Source organism: Nostoc sp. (genome assembly GCF_036917775.1).
Lineage (GTDB): Bacteria > Cyanobacteriota > Cyanobacteriia > Cyanobacteriales > Nostocaceae > Nostoc.
Genome location: NZ_JBALEQ010000054.1, coordinates 19,481 through 35,803, shown reverse-complemented (window position 1 = coordinate 35,803; position 16,323 = coordinate 19,481). Strand labels below are relative to the sequence as shown.

The window sequence follows — 16,323 nt, the reverse complement described above, 5'->3', positions numbered from 1 at the left end:
TATCAGTTGCACTCGACTTAATAAATCCTCAACATTTAAGAAACTGGTTTGCTAATTGCTGCTACTGTACCTCATAACAGCCGGAAGTGCTGTAAGACATTATAAATATGATTAAATATCAATCTATGAGTATTGATCCTATCGCGTTTAAAGGTGTTTTGTTGGGGATGGGAGCGACAAGAGCGATCGCCATTGCTTGATTGAGAATATTTCCTGCAATTTCTTAAACGGCTCTTCAGTTCCTTTTATGGAGTCGAATAATAAATAAAATCTAATCAAAGCCTATGTTCCTTGCTATGACTGGATTTTAAATTTTTGAGCCTTTCTATAAAACGGCTATTTTAATGCTGTAACATAAAACCAACGCAAGAGCCTCTTAAACTAAGGTGACTGATTTAACACCCACTTTAACCACTGCCTAAAGGAATTTATAGTATTCAAACGATGGACTCCAGTAGCACGGGTGGCGGCGAGTCCATCAACGGCTACTAATGCAGCATATTGCAAGCCCAAAAAACTATCAACTGCTGCATAAGGGCCACCTAAAGTAATAGCCCCAGCAGCATACATTTGACCTTTGCCACTACGCATTTCTACTAATTCAAAATTGTTCGCTACAGTCAATCGTCCCAGATGATTCACTGGGAGATTGTAATGTTTTACTAAATCTGCTATCAGAGGATTGGCATCTACTTTCGCATCCAGTCCAGTAGCATCAACAATAAAGTCAGCTAGCAACTTCATTTCCCCAAAGCTTTGCTCTCGGATATGGGTAATAGTTCGGTTTTGGGCATCTCGTTCTACATCTAGCACCTCACCGAAGGTAATTTGATACCAGCCTTCGCTGATACCTTGGGCAGTAATTTGTTGCCAATCCTGGCGGTCGGCGGTGGTTGTTCCACCCCAGTCTGCTAGTAAACGCTTGCGTTCATCGGGGGTAGCTTTTTCTAACATTGCCCGGAGTTCGCCGCCCCAACAGGCTTTTGGCCAGTTAAAGGGTTGAAATTCGTAATGATTTTTGACTAGGCGTTGGGTATTTTGAAATTTGTTGCCTTGAGGTTTAGGCGATCGCATTAAATGCAAAACTGCAATATTCCGATTTCGCTTTCTGGCTTCATAAATGCGCTGCACAATCCGCGAAGCCACAATTCCCCGCCCCCGAATCAATACCGTACCACCTTGTCTTTCTAGTTGTTCATAAACATGATCGTGGGCTTCATAAGCATTGACGACTGATTTAAAATCTTGATATTTTTCTCTATAAGCTTGCAAATCGGGAAGAAACTGAATTGCTGGATATCCAGTAGCTAAATGTAAATAACGAGTAACTAAAAAAGCATAATTTCCTGGGGCGCGAGAATAGGCTACGCAATATCTGCCATCATCAGTTTTGCGAATTGCCCTAACTCGTCCATAACGATAAATTTGATTCCAGCCAATGCGCTTCGCCTCCCTATCTATGGAATCAAAGACATTACCCGCACGAGGTGTATAAGTTTCAGCAAATGTTGGTTCAGCAAACACTTGCCATAAATACTTCAATGCTGAGTTTATCTGTCCTTTGCTGCAATCACGCCAAGCCTCACGCAAGGCATAACTAGGCCAGCCCCAAATATTATCAGGGCAAGAGTCAGAATTAGAACGCAGTCTTTCATATAAGGGAATTTGCGAATTCAAACAAAGGCGCTTGTAACGAGCATAAGGCTCTGCTTCCAATCCCAAAGCTACAATCTTGTCAGGACGCACACCACTAATTCGCAGTAAATCAGCCCAAATAAAGCTACCCAGTCCCGCCCCGATCGCTAGATAATCAGATTCATCTACTGATAGACCTGTAGCATAAAGCGCTTGCACGGCGACATTTTCCGATTGAAACGCTGGTGGCGGGAAATTACTTGCCAAGGGCGTTAGCGGCTGGGCTACAGGCAATGTGGGGTCTGGAAGATTGGTTTTTGCGTTGAAGTGAATCGTTGAAGGGGGGCTAGTATCTGGTTCAGAGATGCTAGCACCAAATTTCACTGTGATTACATAAGGGCCAATTTGCAATGTATCGCCATTAGCCAAAACACTGCGCGTTTGTGGTTTCCCGTTGACATATACACCGTTAACGCTGCCTTGGTCAATCACCACTAGCTGGTTTTGTTCCCAGTCAATTAGGGCATGGTAGCGAGAAACTTCGTTACTGTTAAGCAGCATCCGAGAAACACGCATCCCCCTAAGTTCGGCAGGTAAGCGCGGGAATTCTCGACCAAAAGCGATCGGTATATTCAACCTTGGTTCTCGCCGTTCTCCTGTCGCTGGTTCTTCCCAACTTAATTGAATTTGTAAGTCATTTGTCATTTGTCATTTGTCATTTGTCATTGGTCATTTGTCATTTGTCATTAGACTTGTTCAAGAATTCCCCCTTGTCTCCCTTGTCCTCCTTGTCCCTAACTACCCGGTGCTACTAACACACTCACAGCCGCAGCCAAAGATGTCCCACACCAATGACAGCCAATTTGTAGATTCTCTCCTGGGGAAACTTTATGACATTTGGGGCATTCTAAACCATAAATTCCTCGCGCTGGCGCGGGAGGTGTTGGTGAATGGTGATGATGTCCAGGATGCGGTGGCATTAAAATTGTTGCTGGAATGCTGCCTGTGGAAACTTGAGTAACGTTGAGTTTTACTTGTCCCAAAGAGATGCTAGTGCCCTCTGTTAAAGGCATTTCACCTTGGGATAATTGCCGTCCATCAATCAGGGGGGGGTTTTGCGATCGCAAATTCCTGATATAAAAGCGCTGTTGCTGTTGATGAAAAAAGATTTCAACGTGCAGACCAGATACAGTAGGATGACTCAAAACAATATCGCACCGGAGTCGATCGCGACCAATGCGGACAGTACCAGGATTTTGACTTGGCTGTTGTTCGTAAATGTTCTGAGTTTTATCTTGACCTGCATCGTGCCACTGTAAAGTTAGTGCGTTCATTGTTCTAACTTCGTAATTCGTATTTAGCTACTTCAACTTCTTTCTGTGCGATTCCTAACATGATTGAGTCGGTGGAAGCAAGTATTTAGAAAAAACTTCAACAAGCTTTATCTTGCCGATGCTAATTTATCAGCAATGCGTGTAGTTTCTGGCAGCCGATATTTTGGCGTGCAGCGTAATACATAGTCAATTGCTGTAGGTAAACTAATCCGATGACCACTGGAGATATACAAAGGTTTTACTCCGGTGCGCGATCGCAAAACAACCCCAACGGTTTCACCCTCATATATCAGTGGTTGCGTACTGCCTTTGGCTTCTGGCAATTCCTCATACTTACCTACCAACCTAGACTTAGCTACACCAATTGTTGGCATATCTATCAGTAACCCCAAATGGCTAGCTATACCTAATCTCCGGGGATGAGCAATTCCTTGACCATCACACAGGATAATATCTGGCGTTGTTTGAATTTTCTCCAGGGCATCAAGAACAGCTGGAATTTCCCGAAATGAGAGGAACCCAGGAACATAAGGAAAGGTAGTAGGACGGTGTGCTAGGCTCGTCTCAATTACTTGCAAATCAGGAAAACTCAGTACTGCGACAGCTGCACGGCTAATTGTTCCATCAGCTTCAAAACCCATATCCACTCCAGCAACATAGTGGATCGGTTCTTCTAGTTGATCCTCGGTAATTACCTGATCTCGCAGCTTTTCTTGGATAACTATGGCTTCTTCGAGCGTCGAAGGCCAAGCATGATCTCGATAAAACTTCATATTGAAAATGGGAATTTAATTGATTAATATTAATCCTGTTAATTTGGCAAGGGCAAAAACCGATGTTTATCCAGGTAAATATATTTTTTACAAAAGTCTGTGAAAGACTATCTTTATACTAAATATTTTAACCTAAGTTAGTTGATATTTTGCATCATCATGTTACTTAAGGCTGTTAAGAGGGAATTCTAAGAATATAAGCTTATTTTCCTAGATTTTCTCTTTTAGTGGTTATGACACAGCCGAATATTCTGGAACTTGCAAAACAGGGAGATGTAGATGCGATCGCATCTCTGATGAACCGCCACCTACACCCCAAAGGGATCACTGCAAAAGTTGCCTTTCAAGATGCTTGGTTAGAGGTAACGCTAGAATCTGCCCAAGTACCAAATCAGCAAATTCTAGTTGCATTTATCCGCAAAGGTTTAACTGGTTTAGGGGCTGCATCTATTGAAAATGTGAAAATTTACGGACAACAAACGGGTAAGAAGTTTCCAGCTTGGACTAAAGAGTTTAATCTAGGCATAGTAGAAGATGAATTAGAAGCAGATAATGAAGAGTCTTCTTGTGAAGCTCAATTTCTAACTATTTTTATTAATTTAAGTGGCGATACGGCGCGGGGATTAACAAACCAAGATTTTGAATTTATTGCTAATCAAATAAGCTCTGATATTTTATCATCTTGTACTGATATTTTTATTCAAAAAGTAAGTATTAGTAATGGTAGTTCTGTAATTACAAAGGAACGTTAGTATTTAGTTTTCCTAATCCAGAGGTGCAGAAAAAGAGTCTAAAGTTTAAATTTTTGCAAAAAATCTAATAAATCCAAACAACTTTTAAATGTAGAGCTAAAAATTTTATAATAATGTTGTTTTTAACTGTCAATAGGGAATCCTGAGTTAAAAGATATTATCTCAGTTTTTCGGATTTATTGGTTATGACACAGCCCAATCTTTTAGAACTTGCTAAACAGGGAGATGTACAGGCGATCGCATCTCTGATGAACCGTCAATTACAACCCAAGGGCATTACTGTAAAAGTAGCACTTAAGGATGCTTGCTTACAGGTAATGTTAGAATCTGCCCAAGTACCAAATCAGCAAGCCTTAGTTGCATTTATCCGCAAAGGTATAACTGGCTTAGGTGCTGCATCTATTGAGAGAGTGAAGGTTTACGGGCGACAAACAGGTGAGGAATTTCCAGCTTGGAACCTAGAGTTTGATTTATTAGTACAAGCTAGCTCATTGTTTTCTGCCAATGAATTTTTAAATTTAGTTCCCGATCAGAATGAATCTTTAGAATCCCCTTTGCTTACTAAATCTGGAACAAAATCAAATAATAATAAAAATTTATCTTATAAAATTCAAGGCAGTAATGGTGAAATTCGTTTAACTCACAATCGTATTATTATTTCCAGGAAAATATTAACGGCACTGATAACTCAAAGCTTAAATAGTGATAAAGAAATACCTATTAGAAGAATTACAGCTATTCAATTCAAACCTGCTGATCCTTTAAATAAAGGATACTTACAATTTTGCATTGAGGGCAGTATTGAATTAATAGGTGGAGTATTGGCATCTGTAATAGATGAGAATACTGTTATATTTAGTTGGGCAGAACAGCCTGAATTTGAAGAAATGAAAAGATATATTAATAGTGTAATAGATAATAAACCTCTTGATTTTGAAAACCTGCGATTTTCAGAATTTAAACCCCTGAAATTCCTAAGAATTCAAGAAGAAAAGGAGGCTATAAAAAAAGTAATAGCATCCGAAAAACTTTTTTGGAGAAAAGCAAGAAAGCTTTTGCTTAATATTGTAATTATATCTTTTATTTTAGCTTGTTTTGCATTGCAGGGGTCTAATTTAAAAACTTTGTCAGCGTTTTCATTCGTTATTAGCGGTGGTTTTTTATGTTTAGCACTAATTAAGGGTTATTAATATGCGCTAAGTGTATACTTGTATTTATACCACTTCCATGATGGGAAAAATTTTAAATGTCGAGCTTTAAAATTTTTGAAAATGTTGCTTTTACCTGTAAATAGGGAATCCTGAGTTAGAAGATATTATCTCAGCTTTTCAGATTTATTAGTTATGACACAGCCGAATTTTTTAGAACTTGCTAAACAAGGAGATGCACAAGCGATTGCATCTCTCCTGAACCGCCAATTACAACCCAAAGGTATTACAGCGAAAATAGCACTCAAGGATGGTTGCTTACAGGTAATGCTAGAATCTGCCCAAGTACCAAATCAGCAAGCCTTAGTTGCATTTATTCGCAAAGATATAACTAGCTTAGGTGCTGCGTCTATTGAGAGAGCAAAAATTTACGGGCGACAAATAGGCGAGGAATTTCCAGCTTGGAGTGATGAATTTGAAGTAGAGTTGCAAAAAAAATTAAATTCATTCCCAATCAAGCAGTCTTTAGATTCAGATTTTTATCAAACACGCGCTCAAGAAAATAATAGTAAAATAAAAGAATCTGTTTTTGATCAAAAGTTTACAGTGGCGCTCAATAATTTTATTAAAAGGCTTACTATTAAACAATGTATCTTAAGTATTGCTGTATTTATAAGTATTATTATTTTAGGACAAATTCAAGAAGATCAAAATAAGGCACGAAGGCAGGTTTGCCTCTTAACAAGTCAGGCGACAGAAAATTGTGAATAATATCAATATGTTTTAGCACAACACATTCTTGACATAATAATTTATCTAGGAATCCGGTTTGATTCCTGAGTTTACTTGTGTGGGCAAGGAATAGGGAACAGAGAATAGAAAAGAAGGGATAGATTCGTACTGAGTCTTGTTCAAAAATCAAATAAGAGTCCTAATATAAGATTAATATCTCTGCAAGTAAAAGCGATCGCACCTCAGCGCTAAACTAGAAAAAGCACTGCGTAGCTTGCCGCCGTAGGCATCGCTCTGATTTTCACCTATCCTGATGAAATGGGATGTTCGACACTAATGAGGATAAATTATCATGCTTAATGGACTCAGGCAACACGCGATCGTCAAACCTGGTGGTGTAGTAGAAATCTCTTCTCCAGAACTTCCAGCAGGTGCAACTGTAGAGGTGATAGTACTTCTGGAGTCACCCCCAAGGCATTCTGAAAAGCCCTTGACTAGCTTTATCGGCTCTGCTAAAGGCAGTTTTGCGACACCGGAAGAAGTGGATAAGTTTATTCGTCAAGAACGAGATGTATAAAAATTTTGGCATTTCTGAATTTGAATATCAATTATTCCAAAAACTTAGTTGAAAAAAGCTAAATATTCTATTTCTGTCTGCGTGAGCTTTTCATATATTTGATCGGTAACGCTAAAATTATAAATGCTATTCAAGGCGTAGACTTCTACCTCCATACCAACATCTGGATCTATGCTTTAGAAGGATATCCAGTTAATCCCCCCTAGCTAAAATTTTATAATAAAAGTAATTTCGCCCCCGAAGCCAATCATGACAGAAGGAAAAACGCGGCGTAATTTCCTAATTACCAGCATTGCTGTAACTGGAGGTATTGTGGCAACTAATGTTTTTGAGCAAAATACTACTAACACCGCAACACCGCCAGCAACTATGCCAGAAAGGGTACTGGGACGCACGGAAGTAAATTTGCCTATCTTCGGGTTAGGAGGAGGACAAATGCCACTATCCGGGGGAGGAGAAGAGGGTGATGCTACAGCAATTATTCAAAGAGCGCTGGAACTTGGCATTCGCTACTTTGATACAGCCGCTATTTATGGACCGAGTGAAGATTATTTAGGCAAAGTGCTACCACCCCATCGCTCAAAGATATTTCTAGCAAGCAAGACTGATCAAAGAGATTGGGATGGAGCCTGGCGAGAATTGGAGCGATCGCTAAAACGTCTCAATACAGATTATCTCGATTTGTGGCAGCTGCATCACGTTTCTTTTTCTGAAGAACTCGACACCATCTTTAGTCCATCTGGCGCAATTAAAGCTTTAGAAGAAGCCATACAACAAAAACTGGTGCGCTTCGTAGGTATTACCGGACATCACGATCCTCAAGTAATTGCCGAAGGCTTACGCCGCTATCCTTTCCACACTACACTGATTCCTGTGAATGCTGCCGACCAACACCACCCACATCCATTTATCCCGGTGGTTCTACCAGTTGCTCAAGAAAAAAATGTCGGTGTGATTGCGATGAAAGTCCCGGCTTATGGTCGACTGTTTAAACCAGGTGCGTTGACAGGTATGGAGCAAGCTTTAGGTTACACACTGTCTCAGCCTGGAGTACATTGTTGTGTAGTTGCGGCGAAAACTACCGCACAGTTAGAGAATAATGTCAAGATAGCGCAAGCTTTTGTGCCTCTCAAAAAGGAAGAATTAACAGCGATCGCACTGGCGGCTGCTAATGTCTGGGAAGATAGTACATTTTTCCGTACTTGGACTTAGCCGAACCTTGCATATATTACAAAGTGTATTATGACTTACACTGATAATATTGCTCCGCTTGCGACATCTTAAACTGTAGTAGCTTCTCGTCTCCCAACTTGTATCGCAAACTCGGCTTAAAAGGCGAAATATTCAAACTACGAATAATTTCACTCGCCACAGCCTTTGCTAGTAGCGGTGGTACAGAGTTACCAATTTGCCGAAATCCGTGCCATTTGGTTACATGAAATCTAAACCAATCGGGGTAGGAATGTAATCTCGCCGCTTCTCTGACTGTAATACAACGAGGCGTAAATGGATGAATCGGTCTAGGAGATGTGAAAGAACCCCTATATTTGTCTGTTCCGGCTCTTAAAGTATTGCAGACACCACCAGGATGAAGCTTATGAAAACGACTAATTTTTTCTCTTTCACCTTGTTCAGTTTCCTGAAAACGTTGAATAGTTTCCGCAGAATGTTTTGTTCTTAAACTTGAAGAAAGGATTCGCAAATCATATTCACGTTTATAAGAATAATCATTTTTTAGGCATTTAAGACCCCGAAGTACACGAGCATAGTTACTAGGTTTTTCGTATTCTCCAACAACCCAATCTCTTGTTACTAACTCAGGATATTTTTCTATTTCCGGTAAATCTTTAATTGCATCCCATACTGTAGGACTGAAGGGGATATCAGATATTTTTTTAGAGGTTAAATTATTTGGTAAGGCTGGTTTTGTAATCGACTGAGGATATTTCGGTAATTCTACATCCTCCCTTGCACCTATGAGAAATAATCTCTCCCGTGATTGTGGTACTCCGTAATTTGCAGCATTGAGAATTTGGTAATTTTCTTCTACTTTATAACCGTAAATTTTAAACTCACTAATTAAAGATTGGAGGATTTGTTTATGCTCACCAACCGTTATCCCTCGAACATTTTCCATTACAAAAAATTTTGGTTTTAGCTCATAAACCAGGCGATGAAAGTGAAATACCAAAGAATTACGCGGATCATCAACAACCCGTTTACCAATTAGAGAAAATCCTTGACATGGTGAGCCACAAATTACCGCATCAATTTCGCGATCGCCAATTTTAGACCGACTCCTAATTTCTTCACCGGTTGTATCCACAACACTCTTACATAACACTGAGCAATAAGGAAAGTTAAACTCATGTGTTGCACAGTGGATAGGGTCGATTTCTACAGACGCTAGCACGTCAAAACCAGCTTGTTCAAAGCCCAGAGTCATACCACCCGCGCCAGCGAACAAATCAACTGCGATCGCTCTTTGTTTTCTCATCTCATAAGCCATGACACCTCTAAAAAGATTGGGCATTGGGCATGATGGGGCATTGGGAAGAGGACTTGGGGACAAGGAGAATTGGGGACAAGGGGAAAGACTTGTTTCAAGTTCTCACCTCTTGTCCCCTTGTCCCCTTGTCCTCTTGTCCTCTTGTCCCCTACTCCCCGCTACCATTTGCAAAATTTCTTGAGCAGCGCGATCGCACACTCCAACTTTTCCTAAACTCAGCCGCATTTCTTCATAATCTAGCAAAGTTTGCTCTCTACGACTGGGATTGAGTAGTAGTTCCATCGCGGCTTGGATAATATTCTCTGCTGTGGCTTGCTCTTGTAAAAATTCTGGCACAATCGGCTTCATCACAACTAAGTTTGGTGGCGATGCAAAGGCGATAGAACCTTTGAGGATTTTACGAGCTATCCAAGCAGTCAGGCGACTGAGGCGGTAAACTACAACTTGGGGCACATTTAACAGAGCAAGTTCTAAATTTACAGTACCAGATTTACTAATGGCTAAATCAGCCGCAGCAAAAACTTCCATTTGTTGACCTGATAGAACTGTCGCCCGTAAACCGTAACGCCTAATAGCCTCCTCAATTGGCTGTCTATAGACTTCCAAAGATAGGGGAATCCAGAAATGAACTTCGGGTAATTTAGCTTGAAGAGTTTGGGCAGCTTGAAAAATAATTGGTAAAAGATATTTTAATTCTTGGCGGCGAGAGGCGGGGAGAAGTGCGATCGCAATTTGTTCTGGCGCAATCCCCAGTGTTGCACGCGCTGCTTGGCGACTGGGAGCGTCTTGCATTCGGTCAATCAAAGGATGCCCTACCCAAGTAACTTTTGCCCCTTTCTCACGAAAGTAATGGGCTTCTTGTGGGAAAATTGCCAAGAGCTTATCTGTAAAACCAACAATCCGGTTAGTTCTACGTAAACTTAATGACCAAGCCCACTCTTGGGGAGCGATGTAATACACCACAGGTACATCTGGTAACTGCTGTTTCATATAAGTCCCAATTTCCAGATTGGGAGTCATATAATCGATCAGCACTACTAAATCTGGTGGATTTTGTTTTAGGGAAGCGATCGCCTGACGTTGTACCTGAAGAGTCGGTAGAATATAAGGCAACCCTTCTAGAATACCCATTGAGCCAATACTACTAGTATTGCCCAGCAGAATTGCCCCAGCCTCCACCATTTTTTCGCCACCCAGCGCCACAATCTCTAATTTCAACCCAATCGCCATAGCTTGACGCTTCAGCGCTGTAATTAGCAGCGACCCTTGTAAATCGCCAGATACTTCGCCAGTGCTGATAAAAATCCGCATTTGATAATTGGTAATTAGTAAAAACTTAAGAATGAATACTTAGGAGTGCGGAGTTAAAAATTTAATTCATCAATTCATAACTCCTGTAGAGACGCGATAAACCGCGTCTCTACTCCTACCTTTTGTACAGACGCGATTAATCGCGTCTCTTCTAACTCATAATTCACGATTCATCACTCGTGCTTTTTTTCCCTTTACCGGGAATCAAGCCACGTCTACCTGGCATCTGAGAAAGTAGCAGGAAGCGACGCAGATGTTGTAATTGTTCGCTATCCCCTAAAAGTTCCAGTTTTTCCAAGGCATCTTTAAAGGACAAATCAGAACGGTAAAGAATGCGGAAGGCTTTTTTGAGCGCAAGCAAATCTACTGAGTCCATACCAGACCGTTTTAGCCCTACAAGGTTGAGGGTTCGCACTCGTGCCGGATTTCCCTCTACTAGCATATATGGGGCTACATCCCGGTCAATACGTGCCATACCTCCCACCATTGCGTGTCTACCAATACGGACAAATTGATGGACACCTAAAACCCCACTCAGCCTGGCGCGTGATTCAATATGCACATGACCCGCCAACGCTACAGAGTTGGCAATCACTACCTGGTCTTCAATTACGCAGTTATGAGCCACATGGACATAAGCCATCAGCAAGTTACCATCACCAATTACTGTTGCTTCACCAGCACCAGTAGCGCGGTTAATAGTAACGTACTCACGAATTAAGTTGTTATCACCAATTTTGACCCAAGTTGGTTCTCCCACAAACTTGAGATCCTGGGGTTCCATACCGATGGCTGCACCTGTAAAAATCTGATTTTGCGCCCCAATCTCACAAGGCCCCTCTAACACAGCATGAGCGCCGATTATTGTTTCAGGGCCCACTTTGACATGCGCTCCAATCACAGCATAGGCACCGACTTGCACTGTATGGTGGAGTTCCGATTTCGGATGAATTACAGCAGTTGGATGAATTAGCGTTTTCAAGGGTGAATCTCCAGAACTGTCTTGATAAGTCAGCGCCAGATAGGGTTTCTAAGGCAGCGTGTTAATCTGGTTAAGAGATTTATACAAACTACCGCCCCATCAAGGCGACTGGTAGAGCGTGAAGTATTTCAGGAACGAAAGTGTCGGGCAAAGCAAGTTAAGTGTGTTCGAGTAGCATCTCGTAGAGAGGGCATCGAAAATCAAGAAATTATCAGATGCTGTTGTGGATTTTTTTTTACTGTTATCCTTTTGTAGGATTCAGTAAGGGCATTTCACGGCTATGCCCACACCACGAAAGCAAACTTTTAGTTGACTAGAGAAAACATTAATTCCCCTTCACAAGCAAGTTGACCGTCAACTTCGGCACGACCTTGCATCTTACCGAAACGACGTTGTTTTACCCATAACAGTTCCACTGTCATGACTAGTTGATCCCCCGGTACGACCTGGCGGCGAAAGCGAACTTTATCGATACCAGCGAAAACAAATAGCCCGCCTTCTACCGAAGACATTTGAGTGAGAACAATGCCCCCAACTTGTGCCATTGCTTCGACAATTAGCACCCCTGGCATCAGTGGACGGCCGGGGAAATGTCCTTGGAAATAGTTTTCGTTGATAGTAACATTTTTAACGCCAACAGCTTTTTTACCTGGAACGTAGTCAATTATTTTATCTACAAGTAAAAATGGGTAGCGGTGGGGTAATAATTTTTGAATTTCTTCAGATGTGAAAGTTGTTTTTATTTCAGAGGCGATCGCAGTCTCATTTATACCCTGTAGTTCAGTAGATGTAGGTGTCGTTGGATCGATAATATTTACTTCAGTGAGGATTGACATTGGCCCTATAGTTAATTTTTCATCTGAAAGTTTAGCAGGCAAGCGCAGATCGAAACCTTAATAATCCTGGATTTTAAGCTTTAGAGCAAATTCAAAATCTAAAATCCAAAATCTAAAATTTTCTGAGCCAGTTGAATGTGTAAATTATGGCTGGCTTTATACGCTAAGAAATGAGCTTGAGGAAAAGCTCCTAGTAAACTCAAATCTCCTACTAAATCCAAGATTTTATGACGGACTGGTTCGTTTGCAAATCTCAACGGGGGATTTAGCCACCCTTCTGGCCCGCAAACAAGTGCATTATCCAAACTACCACCTTTAATTAACCCAGTTTTTTGTAAGTGTTCAATTTGATGCAGTAGCCCAAAAGTACGGGCAGGAGCAATTTCGGCAGCAAAGCTAGCAGAAGCTTTTTCTAGTTCAGTGGTTAGTGACCAACTATACCATTGATTACCAATGGCGGGCAGGTCAAAATCAACACCGTAACTAAAACGAGTTTCTGGTGCTGGGAGGGCACATACAAAGGCATCCCCTTGATAGACCCATATTGGTTCTGTAACAGTCAAGGAAACTTGGTTGCTAACGGGTTGTGATACTAGCCCAACTTGGGCAATGTTGGCTGTCCACACACTTGCGGAACCATCCAAAAGCGGGACTTCTGACCCATCAATTTCAATCCGGGCATTATCCACACCCATACCCGAAAGTGCTGCCAACAAATGTTCTACTGTGCGAACATATACCTCACCCTTTCCCAACTGAGTTGAGAGAACAGTGTGACTAACTGCCGCAACTTGGGCTGGAATAATCGGCAAATCCGGTAAATCCACCCGCACAAAGTAGCGTCCACTTCCTGTTTCAGCTGGTAGTATCCGCACCTGGGTATTCACACCGCTATGCAATCCCACCCCTACTTGGGTGATTTCGGCTGCTAGAGTGCGCTGTTGCATAGCCGAAAAGTCAATATATTTTGTTTAGTATTGTTCATCGTCTGTTTTGGTAAAGTCCCTGATATTCCCCTAAAAAAGTCATTAATCCCTTTATCGGAACAGTATTGAGGTAAATGTCAAAATTAGCAAGCTAATTGTCATTTGTCATTTGTCCTTTGTCATTTGTCCTTTGTCATTTGTCTTTTGTGATTCACTAATGACCAATGACAACTGACTAATGACAAACTAAAACCTTTCGCCAATACCGAAATTAATCCGACTATCTCCGTCATCGTTGACACCGTAGTCAATACGAATTGGCCCCAGTGGAGACTGGACGCGAACGCCAAGACCATAACCGTAGCCACTACCATTTTTGTTCAATACTTCAGCCGCTCTGGTACTGGTTCCCAAATCGCTGCCGAGATCAAAAAATAGTGCGCCACTGACTACTGAAAAAACTGGGAACCGATATTCAACTGATGCTTGCACGTAAGAGCGTCCACTACCTAATGCTCCTTCTTCGTAACCCCGGACGGAGTTGCTACCCCCAAGAGTAAAGGCTTCGTAGGGAGGCAAATCACCAAGGATGGTTCCTGCTTGCAGGTTAAATGCTAAAGTTTGCGCCCCCTTGGTAAGGTTAATCAGCTTGATGGGTAGATATTGGCTGTAGCTACCCCGCACTCTGGTGAGGAGAATGTTTCCTAGTCCGATGGGAACCGACTGATCAACCCCAAAGCGAAGATAAGAACCGCTAGTGGGTTGCAATGGGTTATTACGGAGATCGCGCTGTGCCCCCAGTTGCAGCAGTAGTAAATCGTCTTCACCTCCTGGAGATTCGGTCAGTGGAATTGGCTCACTGATGCGATTGTTGTTATCATCAAATACCGCTCCTTCTTTTCTGAGGTTGCCATCGGCATCACGGGCGGAAACTCGTTGATACTGTAAACCGGCTGAAGCAGTCCAGACAGAAGTTTTGTAAGGATTGCTGGAAAGAGGACGGGTAAAGGTGACACCACCACCTAGACGGAGAATGCGGGGGCGATCGCCTTCATCCGTTTGTCCCTCTTGAAAGGTTCTAATATCTTGATCTTTGCCATCAAAAATCAAGGAAATGGAACTGCGGCGGAAAAGATTGGTTGTGTAGGAAGTCCGGTAAGGATCTCCCGCAATCCAAGGGTCTGTATATCGCACGTCAAATAACAGTTCCCGCTCTCCCACCTGCACTTCTGCGCCCAGTTTTTGGTTTCTACCATTCAGGTTTTGCTGTTGATAGCTAACTGTTCCAAAAAGTCCGCTAGCAGAACTAATCCCTGCGCCAGCCGCAATAGAACCACTGCTGCGTTCCGCTACATTCACGACTACATCCACCTTGCTGGGGTCAGTACCAGGGTCTAGGGAGACATTCACATCTTCAAATAGCCCTAGTCCGTACACGCGCTGTAGGTCTTTTTGCACCGTGTTGCGGTTGAATGTTTGCCCTGGCTTCAACTCCAATTCTCGGGTAATGATGTAATCTTGTGTCCGTCCGCGAATTGGTTGTCCCTTCTCGTCTGTCTCTTGACCATCTTTATTGCGGAACCGGACTCTAATATTCTCTACTACACCTTCTGCTACTTGTAGGGTAACAACTCCGTTTTCAGAGACTTGGGGCGCTCCAATGACGTTGGCTAGCACATAACCTTGGTCTTGATACCGCTTGTTTAACTGCTTGATGCCTTCTTGCAAATCACGCAAGTTGAGGATTTTGCCATACTGCTCCTTAAATACTTCATCCACAGTAGTAGGTGGGAGTACAGAGGCAACACCAGTGCCAGGATTGGCTTGCACTTCTACTTTGCTCAGGATGGGGTTAGGCTGTACAACAAAGCTCACCCGCACTCCTAAGGGGGTATCTTCTGGCGATGCTTGGACGTTGGAGAAGAAGCCAGTACCAAAGATGGCGTTAATATCTTCTTGCAGTTGGCTACGAGTTGTTGTTCGTCCTGGTTGGGTACGAATTACTCTGTAAACTTGTTCTTCCAGTTCTGGGGATAGTTGCCCAGACTGGGATCTAATGAGTACTTCCGACACCAGTACGCGGGGGTCATTGGCTTCCGGGGCTGTGTTGGGTTGAGTACTTTCTGGAGTTGTCGGCGGATTAACATTCTGCGGACTGGGTGTAGCACCTGGTCTTGGAGCAGGTGTTCGTTGTTGACCATCTGGAAATGGAACGTCTGGAGCGGTAGATGGTTCTGGAGTTGTAGGTAATAAAGGTTCTGTTGTCGGTGGATTGACATTCTCTGGGACTGGAGTTGTCTCAGGAGTTTGGGAAGGTGTTGGTTGTTGAATTTCTGGCGGTGGGATGTCTGGAGCGGTAGATGGTTCTGGAGTTGGGCTGGGATTGATTTGAGGGGTTTGTTGTGCAGTTTTTGGCGTTGTGGAGGTTGGCACTATTACCCCTGGTGTCGGATTAGCAGGGTAAACTGCGACAATCCGAGATTTTTGTGCCTCTATAATCCCTGTGAGATTAGATCGAGATTTGAGATTTTTACTAGAGTCAAGCTGACTATTTTCCTTTTCTGGCTGCTGATTTGTTTCTAGTGTCAAAACTTCTGTTGTCTGTTTTGACGTTTTGGCAGTTTCTGCTTTTGCACTCAATGAGCCGCCCAAAGGGACTGTAATTGCTATTGCTGCCAGCAATACGGGAGATAAACGCATTTTACTTATGATTCCTCTTCACGACCACACACACCATCACAAGGCAATAATGCCCTCATGCCAAAGGTAAAATTCAAAATATAATTTTTTTCTTTTGCTTTTTTACTT

14 protein-coding genes are annotated in these 16,323 nt (G+C 42.3%); 5 read left to right on the top strand and 9 right to left on the bottom strand.

All coding sequences use genetic code 11. The features are described 5' to 3' along the window. Window positions 1-381: 381 nt before the first annotated feature. From V7K69_RS08770 to nfi, 3 genes are all read right to left on the bottom strand, one after another. Complete coding sequence (locus V7K69_RS08770; RefSeq protein WP_335033323.1) at window positions 382-2,340, bottom strand: FHA domain-containing protein; 1,959 nt, start codon at window positions 2,338-2,340, stop codon at window positions 382-384. A gap of 89 nt (window positions 2,341-2,429) precedes the next feature. Beyond that, entirely contained in the window at window positions 2,430-2,969 is a 540-nt protein-coding gene (locus V7K69_RS08765; RefSeq protein WP_335033321.1) for an FHA domain-containing protein, read from the bottom strand. A gap of 107 nt (window positions 2,970-3,076) precedes the next feature. Continuing rightward, on the bottom strand, window positions 3,077-3,742 hold the full coding sequence (gene nfi / locus V7K69_RS08760; RefSeq protein WP_335033319.1) for a deoxyribonuclease V: 666 nt from the start codon (window positions 3,740-3,742) through the stop codon (window positions 3,077-3,079). Between the two features lie 233 nt (window positions 3,743-3,975). On the opposite strand from nfi, the gene V7K69_RS08755 reads away from it, so the two are divergent. From V7K69_RS08755 to V7K69_RS08735, 5 genes are all read left to right on the top strand, one after another. Then, the gene (locus tag V7K69_RS08755) at window positions 3,976-4,494 is read left to right on the top strand and encodes a hypothetical protein (protein WP_335033316.1); all 519 of its coding nucleotides are present in this window, start codon (window positions 3,976-3,978) and stop codon (window positions 4,492-4,494) included. Between the two features lie 185 nt (window positions 4,495-4,679). Beyond that, on the top strand, window positions 4,680-5,684 hold the full coding sequence (locus V7K69_RS08750; RefSeq protein ID WP_335033314.1) for a hypothetical protein: 1,005 nt from the start codon (window positions 4,680-4,682) through the stop codon (window positions 5,682-5,684). 153 nt (window positions 5,685-5,837) lie between these two features. Then, window positions 5,838-6,413 carry a hypothetical protein gene (locus tag V7K69_RS08745; RefSeq protein WP_335033312.1) on the top strand — a complete coding sequence of 192 codons (576 nt, stop codon included), beginning with the start codon at window positions 5,838-5,840 and terminating at the stop codon, window positions 6,411-6,413. A 313-nt stretch (window positions 6,414-6,726) separates the two neighbouring features. After that, entirely contained in the window at window positions 6,727-6,951 is a 225-nt protein-coding gene (locus tag V7K69_RS08740; RefSeq protein ID WP_335033310.1) for a hypothetical protein, read from the top strand. Window positions 6,952-7,200: 249 nt separating this feature from the next. Then, entirely contained in the window at window positions 7,201-8,163 is a 963-nt protein-coding gene (locus tag V7K69_RS08735) for an aldo/keto reductase (RefSeq protein WP_335033308.1), read from the top strand. A gap of 28 nt (window positions 8,164-8,191) precedes the next feature. Here V7K69_RS08735 and V7K69_RS08730 read toward each other — a convergent pair whose 3' ends face one another. The 6 genes from V7K69_RS08730 to V7K69_RS08705 all read right to left on the bottom strand — a co-directional run bounded on the left by V7K69_RS08730 (window position 8,192) and on the right by V7K69_RS08705 (window position 16,215). Beyond that, entirely contained in the window at window positions 8,192-9,460 is a 1,269-nt protein-coding gene (locus V7K69_RS08730) for a DNA cytosine methyltransferase (RefSeq protein WP_335033327.1), read from the bottom strand. Window positions 9,461-9,562: 102 nt separating this feature from the next. Further along, window positions 9,563-10,771, bottom strand: a complete 1,209-nt coding sequence (gene lpxB, locus V7K69_RS08725; RefSeq protein ID WP_335033306.1) for a lipid-A-disaccharide synthase — start codon at window positions 10,769-10,771, stop codon at window positions 9,563-9,565. A 163-nt stretch (window positions 10,772-10,934) separates the two neighbouring features. Further along, complete coding sequence (lpxA, locus tag V7K69_RS08720; protein WP_335033304.1) at window positions 10,935-11,753, bottom strand: acyl-ACP--UDP-N-acetylglucosamine O-acyltransferase; 819 nt, start codon at window positions 11,751-11,753, stop codon at window positions 10,935-10,937. A gap of 305 nt (window positions 11,754-12,058) precedes the next feature. Beyond that, complete coding sequence (gene fabZ / locus V7K69_RS08715) at window positions 12,059-12,589, bottom strand: 3-hydroxyacyl-ACP dehydratase FabZ (RefSeq protein WP_335033302.1); 531 nt, start codon at window positions 12,587-12,589, stop codon at window positions 12,059-12,061. A gap of 98 nt (window positions 12,590-12,687) precedes the next feature. Continuing rightward, window positions 12,688-13,536, bottom strand: coding sequence for a UDP-3-O-acyl-N-acetylglucosamine deacetylase (gene lpxC, locus V7K69_RS08710; protein ID WP_335033300.1), 849 nt, complete (start codon window positions 13,534-13,536; stop codon window positions 12,688-12,690). 225 nt (window positions 13,537-13,761) lie between these two features. Beyond that, a complete protein-coding gene (locus tag V7K69_RS08705) occupies window positions 13,762-16,215 on the bottom strand; it encodes a BamA/TamA family outer membrane protein (protein ID WP_335033298.1) in 2,454 nt (817 codons plus the stop codon). Between the last annotated feature and the right edge of the window lie 108 nt (window positions 16,216-16,323).